Source organism: Longispora albida DSM 44784, assembly GCF_000379825.1.
Classification (GTDB): Bacteria; Actinomycetota; Actinomycetes; order Mycobacteriales; family Micromonosporaceae; genus Longispora; species Longispora albida.
This window is the reverse complement of record NZ_KB903814.1, coordinates 103,004-117,680: the sequence shown is the minus strand read 5'-3', so window position 1 is coordinate 117,680 and position 14,677 is coordinate 103,004. Positions and strand designations below refer to the sequence as shown.

Annotated in this window: 12 protein-coding genes and 1 pseudogene; 9 read left to right on the top strand and 4 right to left on the bottom strand. The window is 70.5% G+C overall.

What is annotated here, in order from left to right; all coding sequences use genetic code 11:
- Positions 1-150 precede the first annotated feature (150 nt).
- The 3 genes from A3G1_RS38150 to A3G1_RS33185 all read right to left on the bottom strand — a co-directional run bounded on the left by A3G1_RS38150 (position 151) and on the right by A3G1_RS33185 (position 3,721).
- Positions 151-789: a helix-turn-helix transcriptional regulator gene (locus A3G1_RS38150; RefSeq protein ID WP_018348343.1), complete on the bottom strand. Its 639-nt coding sequence runs from the start codon at positions 787-789 to the stop codon at positions 151-153.
- A 266-nt stretch (positions 790-1,055) separates the two neighbouring features.
- A complete protein-coding gene (locus tag A3G1_RS0104855) occupies positions 1,056-1,847 on the bottom strand; it encodes an AfsR/SARP family transcriptional regulator (protein WP_018348342.1) in 792 nt (263 codons plus the stop codon).
- Between the two features lie 467 nt (positions 1,848-2,314).
- A complete protein-coding gene (locus tag A3G1_RS33185) occupies positions 2,315-3,721 on the bottom strand; it encodes a pyridoxal phosphate-dependent decarboxylase family protein (protein WP_051110427.1) in 1,407 nt (468 codons plus the stop codon).
- Between the two features lie 154 nt (positions 3,722-3,875).
- Here A3G1_RS33185 and A3G1_RS0104845 point away from each other — a divergent pair, with 154 nt between their 5' ends.
- From A3G1_RS0104845 to A3G1_RS0104815, 7 genes are all read left to right on the top strand, one after another.
- The gene (locus tag A3G1_RS0104845) at positions 3,876-5,015 is read left to right on the top strand and encodes an acyl-CoA dehydrogenase family protein (protein ID WP_026211820.1); all 1,140 of its coding nucleotides are present in this window, start codon (positions 3,876-3,878) and stop codon (positions 5,013-5,015) included.
- Positions 5,016-5,050: 35 nt separating this feature from the next.
- Positions 5,051-5,557: a hypothetical protein gene (locus A3G1_RS0104840; protein WP_018348339.1), complete on the top strand. Its 507-nt coding sequence runs from the start codon at positions 5,051-5,053 to the stop codon at positions 5,555-5,557.
- Positions 5,554-6,108 carry a flavin reductase family protein gene (locus A3G1_RS0104835; protein WP_018348338.1) on the top strand — a complete coding sequence of 185 codons (555 nt, stop codon included), beginning with the start codon at positions 5,554-5,556 and terminating at the stop codon, positions 6,106-6,108. Before A3G1_RS0104840 ends, A3G1_RS0104835 begins: the two co-directional genes overlap by 4 nt.
- A 15-nt stretch (positions 6,109-6,123) precedes the next feature.
- Positions 6,124-7,110: a ferritin family protein gene (locus tag A3G1_RS0104830; RefSeq protein WP_018348337.1), complete on the top strand. Its 987-nt coding sequence runs from the start codon at positions 6,124-6,126 to the stop codon at positions 7,108-7,110.
- Positions 7,110-8,558 carry an APC family permease gene (locus tag A3G1_RS0104825; RefSeq protein ID WP_018348336.1) on the top strand — a complete coding sequence of 483 codons (1,449 nt, stop codon included), beginning with the start codon at positions 7,110-7,112 and terminating at the stop codon, positions 8,556-8,558. Before A3G1_RS0104830 ends, A3G1_RS0104825 begins: the two co-directional genes overlap by 1 nt.
- 62 nt (positions 8,559-8,620) lie before the next feature.
- Positions 8,621-8,956, top strand: coding sequence for a VOC family protein (locus tag A3G1_RS0104820; RefSeq protein ID WP_018348335.1), 336 nt, complete (start codon positions 8,621-8,623; stop codon positions 8,954-8,956).
- Positions 8,957-9,019: 63 nt separating this feature from the next.
- Entirely contained in the window at positions 9,020-9,652 is a 633-nt protein-coding gene (locus A3G1_RS0104815) for a DNA-3-methyladenine glycosylase family protein (RefSeq protein WP_157640915.1), read from the top strand.
- 27 nt (positions 9,653-9,679) lie between these two features.
- Here A3G1_RS0104815 and A3G1_RS39425 read toward each other — a convergent pair.
- A pseudogene (locus A3G1_RS39425) lies at positions 9,680-9,885 on the bottom strand (transposase); the annotation flags it as partial.
- A 138-nt stretch (positions 9,886-10,023) separates the two neighbouring features.
- Here A3G1_RS39425 and A3G1_RS0104810 point away from each other — a divergent pair.
- Together A3G1_RS0104810 and A3G1_RS38145 are read left to right on the top strand one after the other, a co-directional pair.
- Positions 10,024-10,995 (top strand): DNRLRE domain-containing protein, encoded by a 972-nt coding sequence (locus A3G1_RS0104810; RefSeq protein ID WP_018348333.1) that lies wholly within the window; start codon positions 10,024-10,026, stop codon positions 10,993-10,995.
- An 81-nt stretch (positions 10,996-11,076) separates the two neighbouring features.
- Positions 11,077-14,550, top strand: a complete 3,474-nt coding sequence (locus A3G1_RS38145) for a laminin G domain-containing protein (protein ID WP_085985666.1) — start codon at positions 11,077-11,079, stop codon at positions 14,548-14,550.
- Positions 14,551-14,677: the final 127 nt, after the last annotated feature.

Genomic DNA, 14,677 nt, shown 5'->3' with positions numbered 1-14,677 from the left:
TCGCGCTCTGGGCGCTCCTGCGCTGACCGGCCACACCGGTACGCGGCGGATGGCCGGCATTCTCCGCCCGCCGCTCAGCCACGCGGCCCGGGCTGTGTGCGGCAGCCCGGAGCACTGAGCTGCAAACCGCGAACCGTGGGGGGCTGCCGGTTACCGCTCGCGCCGGAACTCCGCCGGTGTCCGCCCCATCCGGCGGCGGAAGGCCCGGCGGAGTGCCCGCGCGTCGCTGTAGCCGGTGCGCGCCGCGATGGCCTCTGTGCTCAGATCCGTGCCCCGGAGCAGGCCAGCCGCCTGTTCGCAGCGCGCGGCCTCAAGCTCGGACCGCCAGTTCGTGCCTTTCTCTGCGAGCCGCCGCTGCATGCTCCGCCCGCTCACGGTCAGCCGCCGGGCGACGGAGTCCAGGGTGCAGTCCCCGCTGGACAGGGCGGCCAGCAGCTCGCAGCGGAACTTCTCCAGCCAGCACGGTGCGAGGCGGGCGGTCAGGCTGGCCAGTTCCGCGTACCGCCGCAGCATCGCGGCCATGTGCGGATCGGCGCCGGGGAGCGGGCTGTCCATGCTCTCCTCGGCGAGCTGCTGGTGCCGGGGCGGGGCCGGGTGCTGCACGAGGCTCCACCGCCGGGTCATCGAAGCTGCCGGTACCCGGACAAGCCCGGAGTCCGGGCCGGTCGCGGAGAGAGCCGGTGCGGTCAGCCCCGGCAGTCGCCCGAACTCGGCCGCCTCCACTCCGTAGAGCCAGGCGGCGTGCAGCACGACCCGGGCCAGCAGGCCGGACACGGTATCGCTGATCATGCGGCGACTGTAGAAGCTGACGGCTGAAGTTCCCTGTACGGCGGCATGAGTCCTGTTGCCAGCGCGCCGCGCGGCCATAACGTCAGGGCGTGACCTGACCCGCAGCCGCAGGGCTGCTGGCCTGGAACGCGGGATCCGGCAGGGCGCCGGGCGGCCGGAGATGGGACGGTGGCCGGCCGGCTGGCTGATCACAGGCGGGTGACGATCAGCTGCCCGGCGCCGGGTCTCGCACCCGGCCGCCCCTTCCCGGTTGCCCAGCTGGCTCGCTAACGCATCGCCATCTGGTGTTCCATCCGCATCAGGAGCGGATCGTGGTCCAGGATGGCCTTCTCGTACCTGCGCAGCACCGGCGAGGGCTCGACCCCCAGCTCCTCGGCGAGCCGGTAGCGGAGCTGCCGGTACACGGTGAGCGCGTCGATCTGCCGCCCGGAACGGTAGAGCGCGACCATCAGCAGGCTGCAGAAGTGCTCCTGCATCGCGTTCTGCGCGACCAGCTCGGTCAGCTCCGGGATGATCCGGGTGTGGCCGCCGGTCTTGAGCTCCAGGTCGTAGAGCAGCTCGAGTGCCGTGGTCCGCGCCTCGGCGTACTTGATGGCTGCGGTCTGGCACACCGGGCCGCCGGCCAGGCCGCCGAAGATCGGGCCCCGCCACAGTGCCAGGGCCTCACGCAGCTCGGCGATGTCGCGGTGCAGGTCGGTGCCGGCCCGGTTGCGGATGGCCTCGACGGTGCGGAGGAACGACCACGCGTCCAGCTCGCTCCAGTGCACGTTCAGCCGGTATCCGGAGGCTGTCGTGGTCAGCCTCGGCTCCCTGCGGTCGGGCTCCAGCTTCGCCAGTGTCCTGCGGAGCCGGGACACCTGGGCCTGGAGCGCGTTCTCCATCTTGGACGGCGGGGTGGTGCCCCACAGCTCCTCGGCGAGCGCGTCGATCGTGACGAGCTTGTCGCCGGCCGCGAGGAACGTGGCGAGCAGTGTCTGGCGCATCGTCCCCGCCGGGCGGACGATGCTGTCCTGTGGTCCGCGGATCTCCATCGATCCGAGGACGAGATAGTTCAACATCGGGGCACCTGGCCCTGCGATCCGGTCGTTGCGATCAAGTCATGCGGCACTTCGGCGGCCTCCTGTTCAGCGGTGCGACATACGGGCGGTAGCGGACACGCTCGGAGGGGCTGGGGCATCCGTCGTTGATCACACGATTACTGACATCGCACGTGATCACGGCCGGATGCTATTGATCACTTACTTCTCAGCCTCCGGCGGATAGAAGTGTGAAAACGACTCAGGTGCACCGGGGGATACTCCCATACCCCACATGAGACATTCAATACGTTCGTACAGTCTCCGAATGCCGTTTCACCCGATAGAACAGGCATGGATTGTCTACAATGGACGGCGATAAAATGCCGGGGCGCCCGCAGCCCGGATCGCCCGCTGACCAGGGGCCCCGTACACGCTCGCAGCCCCCGGGGCGTCCTGCGCCCGGGAGCTGCGAAGCGGGTCCGGCCCTGCCGGTGATCCCAGTCCTGTCACGTTCCCGACGCGGCCAGCGCGGCGGCCAGCGCGCCCCGGATCGCGGCGACCGTGCGGTCCACATCGGACGGCCCCGTCCGCCAGGAGGCCACGGAGATCCGCATCGCGCCCTGACCCCGCCACGCCGTCCCGCCGAACCAGCACTCGCCGCCGGCCTGCAACCGCGCGATCACGTCCTTCGTCAGCGCGTCGGAGCCGCCGAAGCGGACCATCACCTGGTTCAGGACGACCTCGTTGAGGATCTCCACACCGTCCACTGTGGCCAGCTGGCCGGCGAACCGGCGGGCCATCGCGCACGACCGGTCGATCTGCGCCGCGACCCCGGACCGGCCGAGCGTCCGCAGCGCCGCCCACACGGGCAGGCTCCGCGCCCGCCGGGAGAAGTCGGTGACCCACTCGATCGGGTCGCGCTTGTCTGCGGTGCCGTCCGGCAGGTACTCGGCCCTGGTGTTCAGCATCGCCGCCTGGTGCGCCGCCGCGTGCCGGACGAACACGAGCCCGCAGTCGTAGGGCACGTTGAGCCACTTGTGCGCGTCGGTGGCCCACGAGTCGGCCCGTTCGATCCCGGCCACCAGCGGGCGCAACGCGGGACTGGCAGCCGCCCACAGCCCGAACGCCCCGTCGACGTGTACCCACGCGCCGTGCCGGTGCGCGATGTCCGTCAGCTCGCCGACCGGGTCGATCGCGCCGGAGTTCACGTCGCCGATCTGGGTACACACGATCAGCGGCCCATCGCCGCCTTCGAGGGCCCGCTCCAGCTCGGCCGGGATCATCCGGCCCTGCTCGTCGGCGGGGACCACGATCGTGCCACCCGTACCGAAACCCAGGTACCGCAGTGCCAGATCGATGGTCAGGTGCCGCTGCGCACCCACGACGATCCGCACCCTCGGCGCCCCGGCCAGCCCGTCGCGCTCGACGTCCCAGCCTGCCTGGGCCAGCACGTGGTGGCGTGCTGAGGCCAGCGCGACCACGTGGGCCATCGCGCAGCCGGTCGGGAAGCCCGCCGACACGCCCTCCGGCAGCCCGAACAGCTCGGCCAGCCAGCGGCCGGTGACCTGCTCGGCGGTGGCGACGGCCGGGCCGAGGTCGTAGACCCCGCTGTTCTGGTCCCAGGCTGACGTGATCCAGTCGGCGGCGATCGCCACCGGCAGCGTCCCGCCGACGACGAAGCCGTGGTACCGGGGGCCGGAGCTGGCGACAACGCCGCCCTCCGCGGCGGCCCGGCCCAGCAGCTCGATCGTCTCGGCCGCCGGGCTCGGGCCCTCCGGCAGCGGCCCGCCGAGCAGCTTGGCCATCGCCTGCGGGGTGGTGTCCGGGCCGACCGGCCGTTCGGCGAGGCCCGTCAGGTAGCCGATCGCCTGCCGCGCCGCGAGATTCAGCACATCCGTATCGACATCACTCATTCTCTCACCGTATGCCCGTCCGGCTGATCCCGTGCTGACCTCGTCAAAACCCGGGTCAGGTCGGAGTCAGGCCCTGGTCAGGCCGCGTTGCCATGCTCGTCTGTGACTTCCCCAGCCCGTCAGCGGCTTCCCCAGCAGAGAGGCAGAGGCGATGCTGCGTTCACTCACCGTGGCCCGCGAGGCCTGCGAGCGCTTCCACCCCGGCCTGCTGGCCGCGCTCGAGGACCTCACCCTCACCGAGCGCGAGGCCGAGGGCAGCCCCGTGATCGAGATCTACCGGCGGCACAACGGCCCCGGCCTGCTCGTCCCGGCCTCGTACGCCGGCGGTGAGGCCAGCCCGCTCGAAGCCGTCCGGGTGCAGCGCGCCCTGTCGGCCCTGTCGCCGTCGCTCGGCATCGCCACGGCCATGCACCACTTCACGGTCGCGATGCTCTTCGCGCTCGCCGAGACCGCCGACCGGCTGACCCCGGCCCAGGTCAAGGTGCTGTCCGGCATCGCGGCCGACGGGCTGCTGCTCGCCTCCGGCTGGGCGGAGGGCCGCACCGACCAGAACATCCTGCTGCCCTCGGTGACCGCAGAGCTGACGCCGGAGGGGTACCGGGTCAACGGTTCCAAGAAGCCGTGCAGCCTCTCGTCGGCGATGGACGTCCTGACGGCGAGCGTTGCCGTGACCGACGCCGACGGCAACGGCGCTCTGGCCCTGCTGCTCATCCCCGGCAACTCGCCTGGCATCACCACCCGGCCGTTCTGGGCGAGCCCGGTACTGGCCGCCGCCCAGAGCCACGAGGTGCTGCTCGACAACGTCCTCGTCCCGGAGGAACTGGCCATCACCAGCACCCCGGACGACGCCGACCGGCTCGACGACCTCCAGCAGTCCGGCTTCCTCTGGTTCGAGCTGCTGGCCTCGGCTACCTACACCGGGGCGGCGTCCACGCTGGTCAACGCGGTCTTCGAGGCGGGAAGGGGCGACGCGCAGTCCCGCGCGGCCCTGGCGACGAAGCTCGACGCAGCCATCGCGCTCCTCGAAGGCACCGCGCGGGCGGTGGAGGCCGGGCTGAGCGGGGACGAGGCGGTGGCCTCGGTGCTCGTCGCCCGCTACGCCGGGCAGGACCTGCTGGCCGCGACGGTGGACCTCGCCGCGGAGATGCTCGGGGGCATCGCGTTCATCAAGTCCTTCGACGTGGCCTACCTGGCCTCGGCCGTCCGGGCCCTGGCCTTCCACCCGCCGTCGCGGGCCAGCGTGGCCACGCAGCTCGACGAGTACTTCCAGGGTCAGCAGCTCAGGCTCCAGTAACACCCAAGCCCCCAGCAAGCCAAGGAGTGTCCGTCATGGACCAGCTCAACCCCTACGAGTCGCCGGTCACGTTCAAGCTGCACCGCGCCGAGTACCTGGTGGCCTTCGCCCTGTCGATCATCCTGATCATCGTGCACTTCACCGAGATCAGGTGGATCCCGTTCATCCTGCTGTTCGCGTGGATCGACCTGGTCGGCTACATCCCCGGCGCGATCGCGTTCCGCAGGAGCCCCGACGGCCGGATCTCCAAGACGTACTACGTGCTCTACAACTTCGCGCACAGCCTGATCACGCAGATGGCCGTCATCGGCCTGTGGCTGTACTTCGTCGGGCCCGAGTGGGCACTGCTGGCCATCCCGTTCCACGTGCTCGGCGACCGCGGCCTGTTCGGCAACTTCCTCAAGCCCTTCGGCCAGACCTTCGAGCCGATGCCGAACCCGATGTACCAGCAGCTCGCCGAGCGCCTGCGCTCCCGCTCCGACGCCGTCACCCGGGTGCCGGCCCCGCTCGCCGAGGACGTCCCAGCGGACGTGAAGGCGTGACCAGCGGCACGGCCGGGGCCCTCGCCACCGTCGAGCTTCTCGTCGGGCTCGGCGAGGGCTCCGGGGCGCTGTCCACTCCGGACGGTGACGCGGCCCGCCGCGCGCTGCGCCGGATGGCCTCGGGCGTGACCGTCCTGACGATCAGCGAGGACGGGCTGCGGCACGGGGCGACGGTCAGCGCCCTCGTGCCGGTGTCCCGCGAGCCGCTGCTGGTGGCCGCCTGCCTGACCTCCGGGTCCTCGCTGGCCGGGATGGTCAAGCGCGCCCGGCTGTTCTCCGTGAACGTGCTGGCCAGCGGGCAGGGCGACCTGGCGTACCGGTTCGCAGACCCGCGCCGCCGGCCCGGTGACGCCCAGTTCGGCGCGGAGCGCTGGACCACCGACCAGGTGACCGGGGCCCCGCTGCTCGGCGGCTGCCTGGCCCACCTGTCCTGCCGGGCCACCGACTGGTTCCCTGCCGGGGACCACGACCTGATCATCGCCGAGGTGCTGGGGGGCAACCCCGGCGCCGGCCTGCCACTGCTCACCTTCGCCGGACGGCTGCACACCTGAGACCAAGGAGAGATCATGACGAAAGTACCTGCCGAAGCCGACTGGGACGCCGCACCCGGCCTGCTCGACGGCGCGGCCAACCTGGAACTGACCGTCGCGCAGTGTGACCTGTCGTACTGGTTCTCCGCCGTAGCCCAGGGCACGCTCAAGGGCCGCCCCGACGGGTACTCCGGCGAACTGTCCACCCCGGACTACATGCGCGAGCCCGGCCCGCTGCGTGAGGCGCTGACCCTGGAGCTGGTGTACCGCTCGCTCGACGAGGAGGCCGCCACCAAGGTACTGGCCGACTACGTCGCGATGGCCCCGGACATCCCGGAGCTGGAGTTCTTCTCGACCCAGCTCATGGACGAGGCCCGCCACCACATGATCTTCCGGAACCACCTGCTCAACCTCGGCCACCCGGCCGAGGGGCTGATGGACTGGATCCGGCAGACCGGTGCCGAGTACAAGAAGAAGGTCCTGACCCCTGTCCAGGAGTTCGCGACGCAGATCGTCCGCACCGAGGGCGACTTCGTCGGCGGCGTCGTCGCCTTCGCCATCATCATCGAGGGCGTGCTCGCCGCCTCGACCGAGCTGAGCGAGCTGAAGTGGGGCGTGCTGGACCCGGCGGCCGGCGAGATCGCCCGGGGCGCGGCCATCGACGAGATCCGGCACCTGGCCGTCGGTTCCTCCTATGTCCGCCAGCACCTCATCGACCACCCCGAGGACCGGCCGCACGTGCTCGACGTGCTGCGCCGTGGCCGCGAGCTGTGGGGGACGATCGAGGACGCCGAGTTCGTCATGACCCGCGAGCAGCTGTTCCAGGAGGGCATGCAGGCCCACAAGGAACTGCTCAAGGACTACGAGCTGTTCCCGGGCAAGCGCCTGATCGACACCACGCCCGAGGACCGCTGGGCGATCGCCGCGCAGTGGAACGACGAGCTCGCCGACGCCCGGCTGGCCTACATGGGCATCCCGGAAGCGATCGAGTTCCTGCGGGCGTCGGCGCCGCGGATCCTCTGATGACCGCCACCACCCGGCCGGCCGCCGCGCAGCACGCGCGGCGCCCGGCCCTCACCGCCCCCAAGGTCGTCTTCCTGGTCGTGGCCGCTGCCGCGCCGCTGGCCGCGATGGTCGGTACCGTGCCGCTGGCCTTCGCGATCGGCAACGGGGCCGGCGTCCCGGCGACGTTCGTCCTGGCCGGGCTGACGCTGCTCTGCTTCTCCGTCGGCTACGCCGCGATGAGCCGCCGGATCGTCAACACCGGCGGCTTCTACACCTACATCGCGCGTGGCCTCGGCCGCGCCCCGGCGCTGTCCGGCGGCCTGGTCGCCGTCCTGGCCTACAACGCCATCACCGTCGGCCTGGCCGGGGCACTCGGCTACTTCGTGCACCTCGTCGCCGCCTCGCACGGCCTCGACCTGCCCTGGCAGCTCTGGTCGGCACTCGGCATCGCCCTGATGGCCGTCCTCGGCTACCGGCAGATCGATCTCAGCGCGCGGCTGCTGGCCGTCGTGATGATCGCCGAGACCGGGATCCTGCTGGCTCTGGTCGCCGCCGTCTTCCTGGACAAGGGGGCTGCGACCTTCCCGGCCGCCGCCATGAACCCTGGCACCGTCGCGGGCCCCGGCCTGGGTGTCGCGCTGATGTTCGCTCTGGTGTCCTATGTGGGCTTCGAGTCTGCCGCGCTCTACGGCGAGGAAACAAGAAGTCCACATCGGACGGTACCGCTGGCGACATACGCCTCCGTCGTCCTCATCTCCGGCTTCTACCTCCTCGTGAGCTGGGCCGCCGTCGGCGCGGTCGGTACCGGCGCACTCCAGGAGCGGTCAGCGAGGGAACTCGGTGACCTGTTCTTCCACCTCGGCGACGAGTTCCTCGGGTCGGCGGCCACGACCGTCATGCAGGTCCTCCTGTGCCTCAGCCTGTTCGGGTCGATGCTCGCGCTGCACAACGCCGCCAACCGGTACATGTACGCGCTCGGCCGCGAACGCGTGCTCCCGCCGTGGCTCGGCTCGCTGCACCCCAGGCACAACGCGCCACACCGGGCCAGCATGGTGCAGGTCTCGGTCACCGTGGCCGTGTGCGCCGTGTTCTGGGCTGCTGGGCTGCACCCGTACACCAACCTGGCGACCACGATGCTCGGGCTCGGCACGCTCGGCATCGTCCTGCTCCAGGCTGGCGCCGCGCTGTCGGTGATCGGGTTCTTCCGCGGCCACCCCGACCGGCACTGGTGGCGGACCGTGCTCGCCCCGCTCCTGGCGCTGGCTGGCCTGATCGGCGCGACTGTCCTGCTGATCAGCAACTTCTCCGTCGTCACGGGTACGGACTCGGCGATCGTCAACCTGACGCCGTGGCTGTACGTGGTGGCGCTCGCCGCCGGGCTCGGGTACGCGTGGTGGCTGCGGTCGGCCCGCCCGGCCCGGTACAGCGCGCTCGCTGCCGCCGAGGCCCCGGTAACCAGTAATTGACTATGACCGGTTATGGTCAGTAGTGTTCGTGTAACGCAGGTAACAGCCAAGGAGGACCAGCGGTGGGCATCCGCATCGGCAACATCGGCATCGACACCAACGACCTCGGCCGCTCGGTCGCGTTCTGGCAGAACGTCACCGGGTACAAGGTCTCCTCTTCCGGTGACGACTCCACCTACCTCGAGGACCCGGAGAGCAACGGCGTCGGCCTGTCCCTGCTCGTCGTCCCCGAGGGCAAGCAGGGCAAGAACCGCCTGCACCTCGACCTGTTCACCCCCGACCTCCCCGGCGAGATCGCCCGGCTCAAGGGCCTGGGCGCCACCGAGGTCAAGGCACACGACGGCTGGACCGTCCTGGCCGACCCGGACGGCAACCAGTTCTGCGTCTGCGAGGGCTGAGACCGCACTTCCGCCCCGCGCGTCCCGCCTCGCCGGGGCGCGCGGGGCTGAGAGCCTGTGACCATGACGTACAGCTTTGATCCCGCCGAGGCCGTGGCGTACCTGACGGCCAAGGACGCCCAGCTCGGCAAGCTGATCGCCCGGGCAGGCGAGTTCGCCCTGCCGATCAGCCCGGCGCCCAGCGTCTTCGCGATGCTCGCCGAGGCCGTCGTCTACCAGCAGCTCAGCGGGAAAGCCGCCGCGACCATCTTCGGCCGGGTGTGCGCACTCTTCCCGCCGGGCGAGTCCTGCCCGCTTCCCGAGCAGATCCTCGGCTCCTCCGACGAGCAGCTGCGCGGGGCCGGGCTGTCGCGCGCGAAGGTCCTGTCGCTGCGCGACCTCGCCCGGCGGGCCGACGAGGGCCTGCTGCCCGAGCTCGGCGCCATCGGCTCCTGTTCCGACGACGAGGTCCTCAAGGCGCTGACCGAGGTCCGGGGCATCGGCCCGTGGACGGCGCAGATGTTCCTCATGTTCCGCCTCGGCCGCCCCGACGTGCTCCCGCTCGACGACTACGGTATCCGCAAGGGCTTTATGCTCGCCTTCCGCACGAAGGAACTGCCGTCCAAGGAGGATGTCGCGAAGCGGGGCGAGCGCTGGAAGCCGTACCGGACGGTCGCGAGCTGGTACCTCTGGCAGGCCCTCGAACTCCCCGCCTGAGCTTCCGGCGCAGCCGACGCCCCGTCTCCGATCTCTCGCGGTCAGGTCGTAGTTGAGCTGGGCGAAGATGCCCTCGTCGCGCCAGGCGGCATAGTAGCCGTAGACCGTGCGGTGGTTCGGGAACCCGTGGGCCGCCGGTCAAGCCGGGCCTTCCGCCAGGCGGTCAGTGCCGGCTGGATCAGCGCCCAGCGAGCGTCGGACAGATCGGACGGGTACGCGCGGCGTGCGGTCATGAAATGGGTCCACTCTGGACGCTCCACTGGGGGCCGAGCCGAAGGGGGCTTGACGCCGGGCCCCGTGAACCTATTGACTGCCCCCGTCGATTTCTATCAGCCACGGGGGCTTTCATGAATATTCGATCCAGGGGCGAAGTGCGCCCTTTTTCCGGCCTGCTCCGTCGGGCTGTCGCCCTGACCGCAGCCACCGTTCTCGGCGGGCTCGCCCTCGGCGGATCACCGGCCAGCGCCGCCGTCCAGGAATCCGGTAAGACCAACTGGACCGTGGTCAGCAGCCTCTACGCCTCGACGTCCTACTACAACCAGGGCTACGCCGGCGACCCCGCCAAGTCCGCAGTGACCGGCCGGATCACCACAAACGGCACGGAGATCACGCGGTCACTGTTCACGATGGACGCCGCGCCCTACGCCGGCAGCCGGATCATCAACGCCAGGTTCGTGATTACGCAGACGTACACCTGGTCCTGCTCGCCCACCGTCCCGGTCGAGCTCTGGAATACCGGCCTCATCAACCCGGGTACCACCTGGGGCACCCAGCCGCTCTGGAATGCCAAGCTCGGCAGCCAGAGCCCGGGCAGTTCCAACACCAGCGGCATGTGCGGAAGCCCCGGCATGTCAAGGATTGTCCAGTTCGACGTGACCGGCGCGCTTCAGCAGACCGCGAACGCCGGGCAGGCCAGCATCGCCCTGGGCATGAAGGCCGCCGACGAGGGCTCGCTGGCCGGCTGGCGGCGGTTCGACCCGTCCACGGCGAAGCTGGTGGTCGAGTACTCCAGGCTCGAAGCGCCGATCCAGATCTCCGTCAACGGTGAGGGCTGCGCCAGCGGCCCGGCCCGGCCGGTCATCGCCGACACCACGGCGACCTTCATGGCGCTGACCCGCACGGGCGGCACCACGGCCCGGCTGAACTTCAGCTACGAGAAGTGGAACGGCTCCGCCTTCGTCTCCCAGGGTGTGACCGGCGTGGACGGCGTCGCGCACAACACCTTCGGCCAGGCCGGGATCGGCGGCCTGGAGCCGGGCGGGATCTACCGGTTCTTCGCCTTCAGCTCCGACAGCACCGGCTTCAGCGGCCTGGTGAGCCTCCCCTGCGAGTTCGAGGCGTAGCAGCCTTCCCTGCAAGTCCCCGGCCCGGTTGGCGCGCGCCAACCGGGCCGGTCCATCTCCCCCTCCCGGATGGGATGAACCATGTCCAGCCTCAGAACACCCCTGTTACTCATGGCCGCGATCCTCAGTGGCGGCCTCACCCCGATCGCCCTGGCCACCAGCCCGGCCGGCGCGGCCCCCGCCCAGCCCTGCCTGCCCGAGGCGGCGAGCGACCACCAGGCGGCCGTACAGCTGGCCAGGCAGTGCGGCAAGCGGATCGAGGTGCAGTCGGCGCGTACCGAGAACGCCCAGGTCTTCGCCCAGCCCTCCGGTGACTTCACACTGGAGCAGTCCGTCGAGCCCCGGTGGGGCCGGGTACCGGGCGGCTGGGCGGCGATCGACACCACCCTCAAGCCCGGCACGGACGGCCTGGTGCGCCCAGCGGTGGGGGCGCTACCGGTGACCTTCTCCGGCGGCGGTACCGGGCCACTGGCCACCCTGGCCGACCAGCAGGGCCGGGAGGTGTCGATCTCCTGGCCGCACGGCGCGCTGCCCGCCCCGGTACTGTCCGGCGACAGCGCCACCTATCCCGAGGTACTGCCGGGCGTTGACCTGAAGGTGACGGCCAAGGCCCTGGGCTTCTCCGAGGTTCTGATCGTCAAGGACCAGCAGTCCGCGGCCCATCCGGCGCTGAAGAAGGTCCGGTTCGGGCTCCAGGCCAAGGGTGTGTCGACTTCGGACTCTGGCGGCGGCCTGGTCGCCAAGGACGGCGCGGGCAAGCCCGTGTTCACTTCGGCTACCCCGCTGATGTGGGACTCCGGTACCCGGCCGGCCCCGGTCTCGCGGACCAAGGCGGCCAGCGCCTCGGAGTTCAAGGAGGCCCAGCAGGAACGCGAGTCGCGCGGCCCGAAGCAGACCCCGATGCCGGTCAGTGTCTCCGGCGGGGAGCTGACTGTCGTCCCCGACCAGGCGGTGCTCACCGACCCGGCGACCCGGTACCCGGTGCACATCGACCCGGAGTGGACCGGGCAGGTACAGGACAACGCCTGGACCCTCGTCGTCTCGCGCTCCGACACCCGCAACAGCAAGTTCTGGCAGGGCGGCGGGTTCATGCAGAACGCCGCCGACAAGGGCGCCGCAGGCGTGGGCCGTACCTGTGACACCTACCCCTGCAACTCGGAGCAGTACCTCATCAGGTCGATGTTCCGGATGGACATCGGGTTCCTGGCCGGACGGCAGGTCAAGGGCGCGAAGTTCATCATCGAGCAGCGGCACTCCTGGACCTGCAACCCCGCCTCGGACGCCAAGGTCTGGCTGACCGGCGCCATCGACGGCAACACGAGCTGGAACGCCCAGCCCCACTGGTTCGGCGAATGGACCGCGAGCACCGCGGCCAACCGGCGCTCCGACGGGCAGGCAGGCTGCCAGGGCGCGGGGAACATCGAGTTCGGCGTGGGGCACATCGTCGCGCACGCCGTGGGCAGTGGCTGGGGCAACGTCACGCTCGGCCTGGCCGCGCACGACGAGGGCACCCTCAACCAATGGAAGCGGTTCCGCACGAATCCCGTGCTGTCCGTGGACTACAACACGATCCCCAACAACCCCGACCAGCTCCAGGTGGACAGCAAGGGCTGCGTGGCCGGCGGGGCGAAGCAGTACGTGAGTACCGCGACCCCGACGATCCGTGCCCGGGCCAGTGACAACAACGACCCGGACAACCACCAGGTCCACTTCGCCTGGGCGAAGTGGAACGGCAGCGGGTACACCGATGTGGGTGGCACCTACCGGGACTCCATCCCGAACTGGGGCTACGCGGACATCACCCTCCCGGCGCTGGCACAGGGCCGGTACCAGTTCCGCGTGCAGTCCAACGACTACCGTGGCGGGGTCAGCGGGCTGGTGTACAGCTGCGAGTTCGAGGTGGACCTGGAGGACCCGGCCGCGCCGGGGATCTACGCCGACGTGTACAAGACGAGCGGTTGTGCCCCGGAGGGCTGTGGCTCGGTCGGCAGGACCGGCAAGTTCACCTTCCAGAGCTCACCGGATGTGGCGTACTACAAGTGGGGCTGGCGTGACGCGCCGGACACGCAGGTCTTCCCGTCGGCCACCGGTGGCAGCGTCACGGTCTACTGGACGCCCACCCTGGCCGAGGCCGGGCCGCGCACCCTGTACGTGGATGCCTTCGACCTCGCCGGCCGCAGGGCCCGGACGATCCACCAGTTCACGGTGCGCGCCCCGCAGCCCGCGGTCGCGCAGTGGCTGTTGAACGAGGCCGGCGGCGAGACCGTCCTGGACAACGCGATGTCGGACAGCACGAGCCTCAACGCGACCCTGAGCGGCGGGACGCTCGGCGCGGACGGGCCGATCGTCGGCGGTGACACGGCTCTGAAGCTCAACGGTTCCGGGCAGTACGCCTCGGTGCCCTACGTCTTCGACACCAGCCGCGCCTTCTCCGTCTCGGCCTGGGCCCGGGTGACCGACACGGTCAACTGGGGCACCAGTTCGGGGCGTGCGGTGGTCAGCCAGGACGGCACTGTGAGCATGTACAACTTCAAGCTCCAGCTCGCCAAGGGCTGTGGCTGCTGGGAGTTCTCCATGTCGCAGTCCGACTCGGGGACCACCACCCGCACAGTGGTGCTGGCGACGGGTGCCGGGACGCCGAACCTGTGGACACACCTGGTGGGCGTGCACGACCCGGCCACTGCGAAGATCCACCTGTACGTGAACGGCAAGCTGGCCGGTTCGGCCGCCGCGCCGTCCGTGCCGTGGCGGGCCACCGGGCCACTCACCATCGGCCGGAGCAAGTGGAACAACCCCAGCGAGTACTTCGTGGGCGAGATCCGTGACGTGCGGGCCTGGGACCGGGCGATCACCCCCGCCGAGATCACCACCATGCTGGGCGGCCAGACCAAGGTGGCGGGGTACAACTTCGACGGTCCCTGCGGGCCGTGTGCCGACCCGGCCGCGTACGACTCCTCCGGTTACGGGCATGACCTGAGCTTCACCGGGGGTACGAGCATCCCGGCCTCCGGGGCGGGCAAGGTCGGGGTGGGCGCGTTGTTCGACCGCACCGGCCATGCCCAGACCGGGCAGGTACTGCGCACCAGCCAGTCGTACACGGTGACCACCTGGGTCAGGCTCGACGGCACGACCCTGCCAACGGGCAACCGGACGGCGATCTCCCAGAGCGGTACCTACGTGTCCGGCTTCTACCTCGGTTACCGGGTGTTCGACGGGGTGCCGCACTGGTCGTTCTCCATGCGGGAGGCTGACACCGACCAGGGCACGTCCCCGTTCGTGCACGCCAAGTCGGCCACGCCGATCTCGGCTGCGGACCTCGGCACGTGGGTGAAGCTCACCGCCTCCTACAACGGGGTGACCCGGGAGCTGAGCCTGTCGGTGAACGACGGCCCGGCGACCACGGCCACGAAGGCCACCCCTGGCTGGGACGCCAACGGGCAGTTCCTGATCGGCGGGGCATGGTTCACACAGCCCGGCGGGACGCCCGGCCCGGCGGACCGCTGGTACGGCGCGATCGATGAGGTGCTGGTCACCCAGGGTCTCCCCGCCAGCTAACAGCTGTGCCCCGTTCCGGGGGATTCGCTCCCCAATCCCCCGGAACGGGGCACTTCCCATCAGGTGCCGTAGGGCATCCGCAGCGTACGGCCTCAGCCAGGCGTAGCCGCGACCTCGCCCGGCGGGC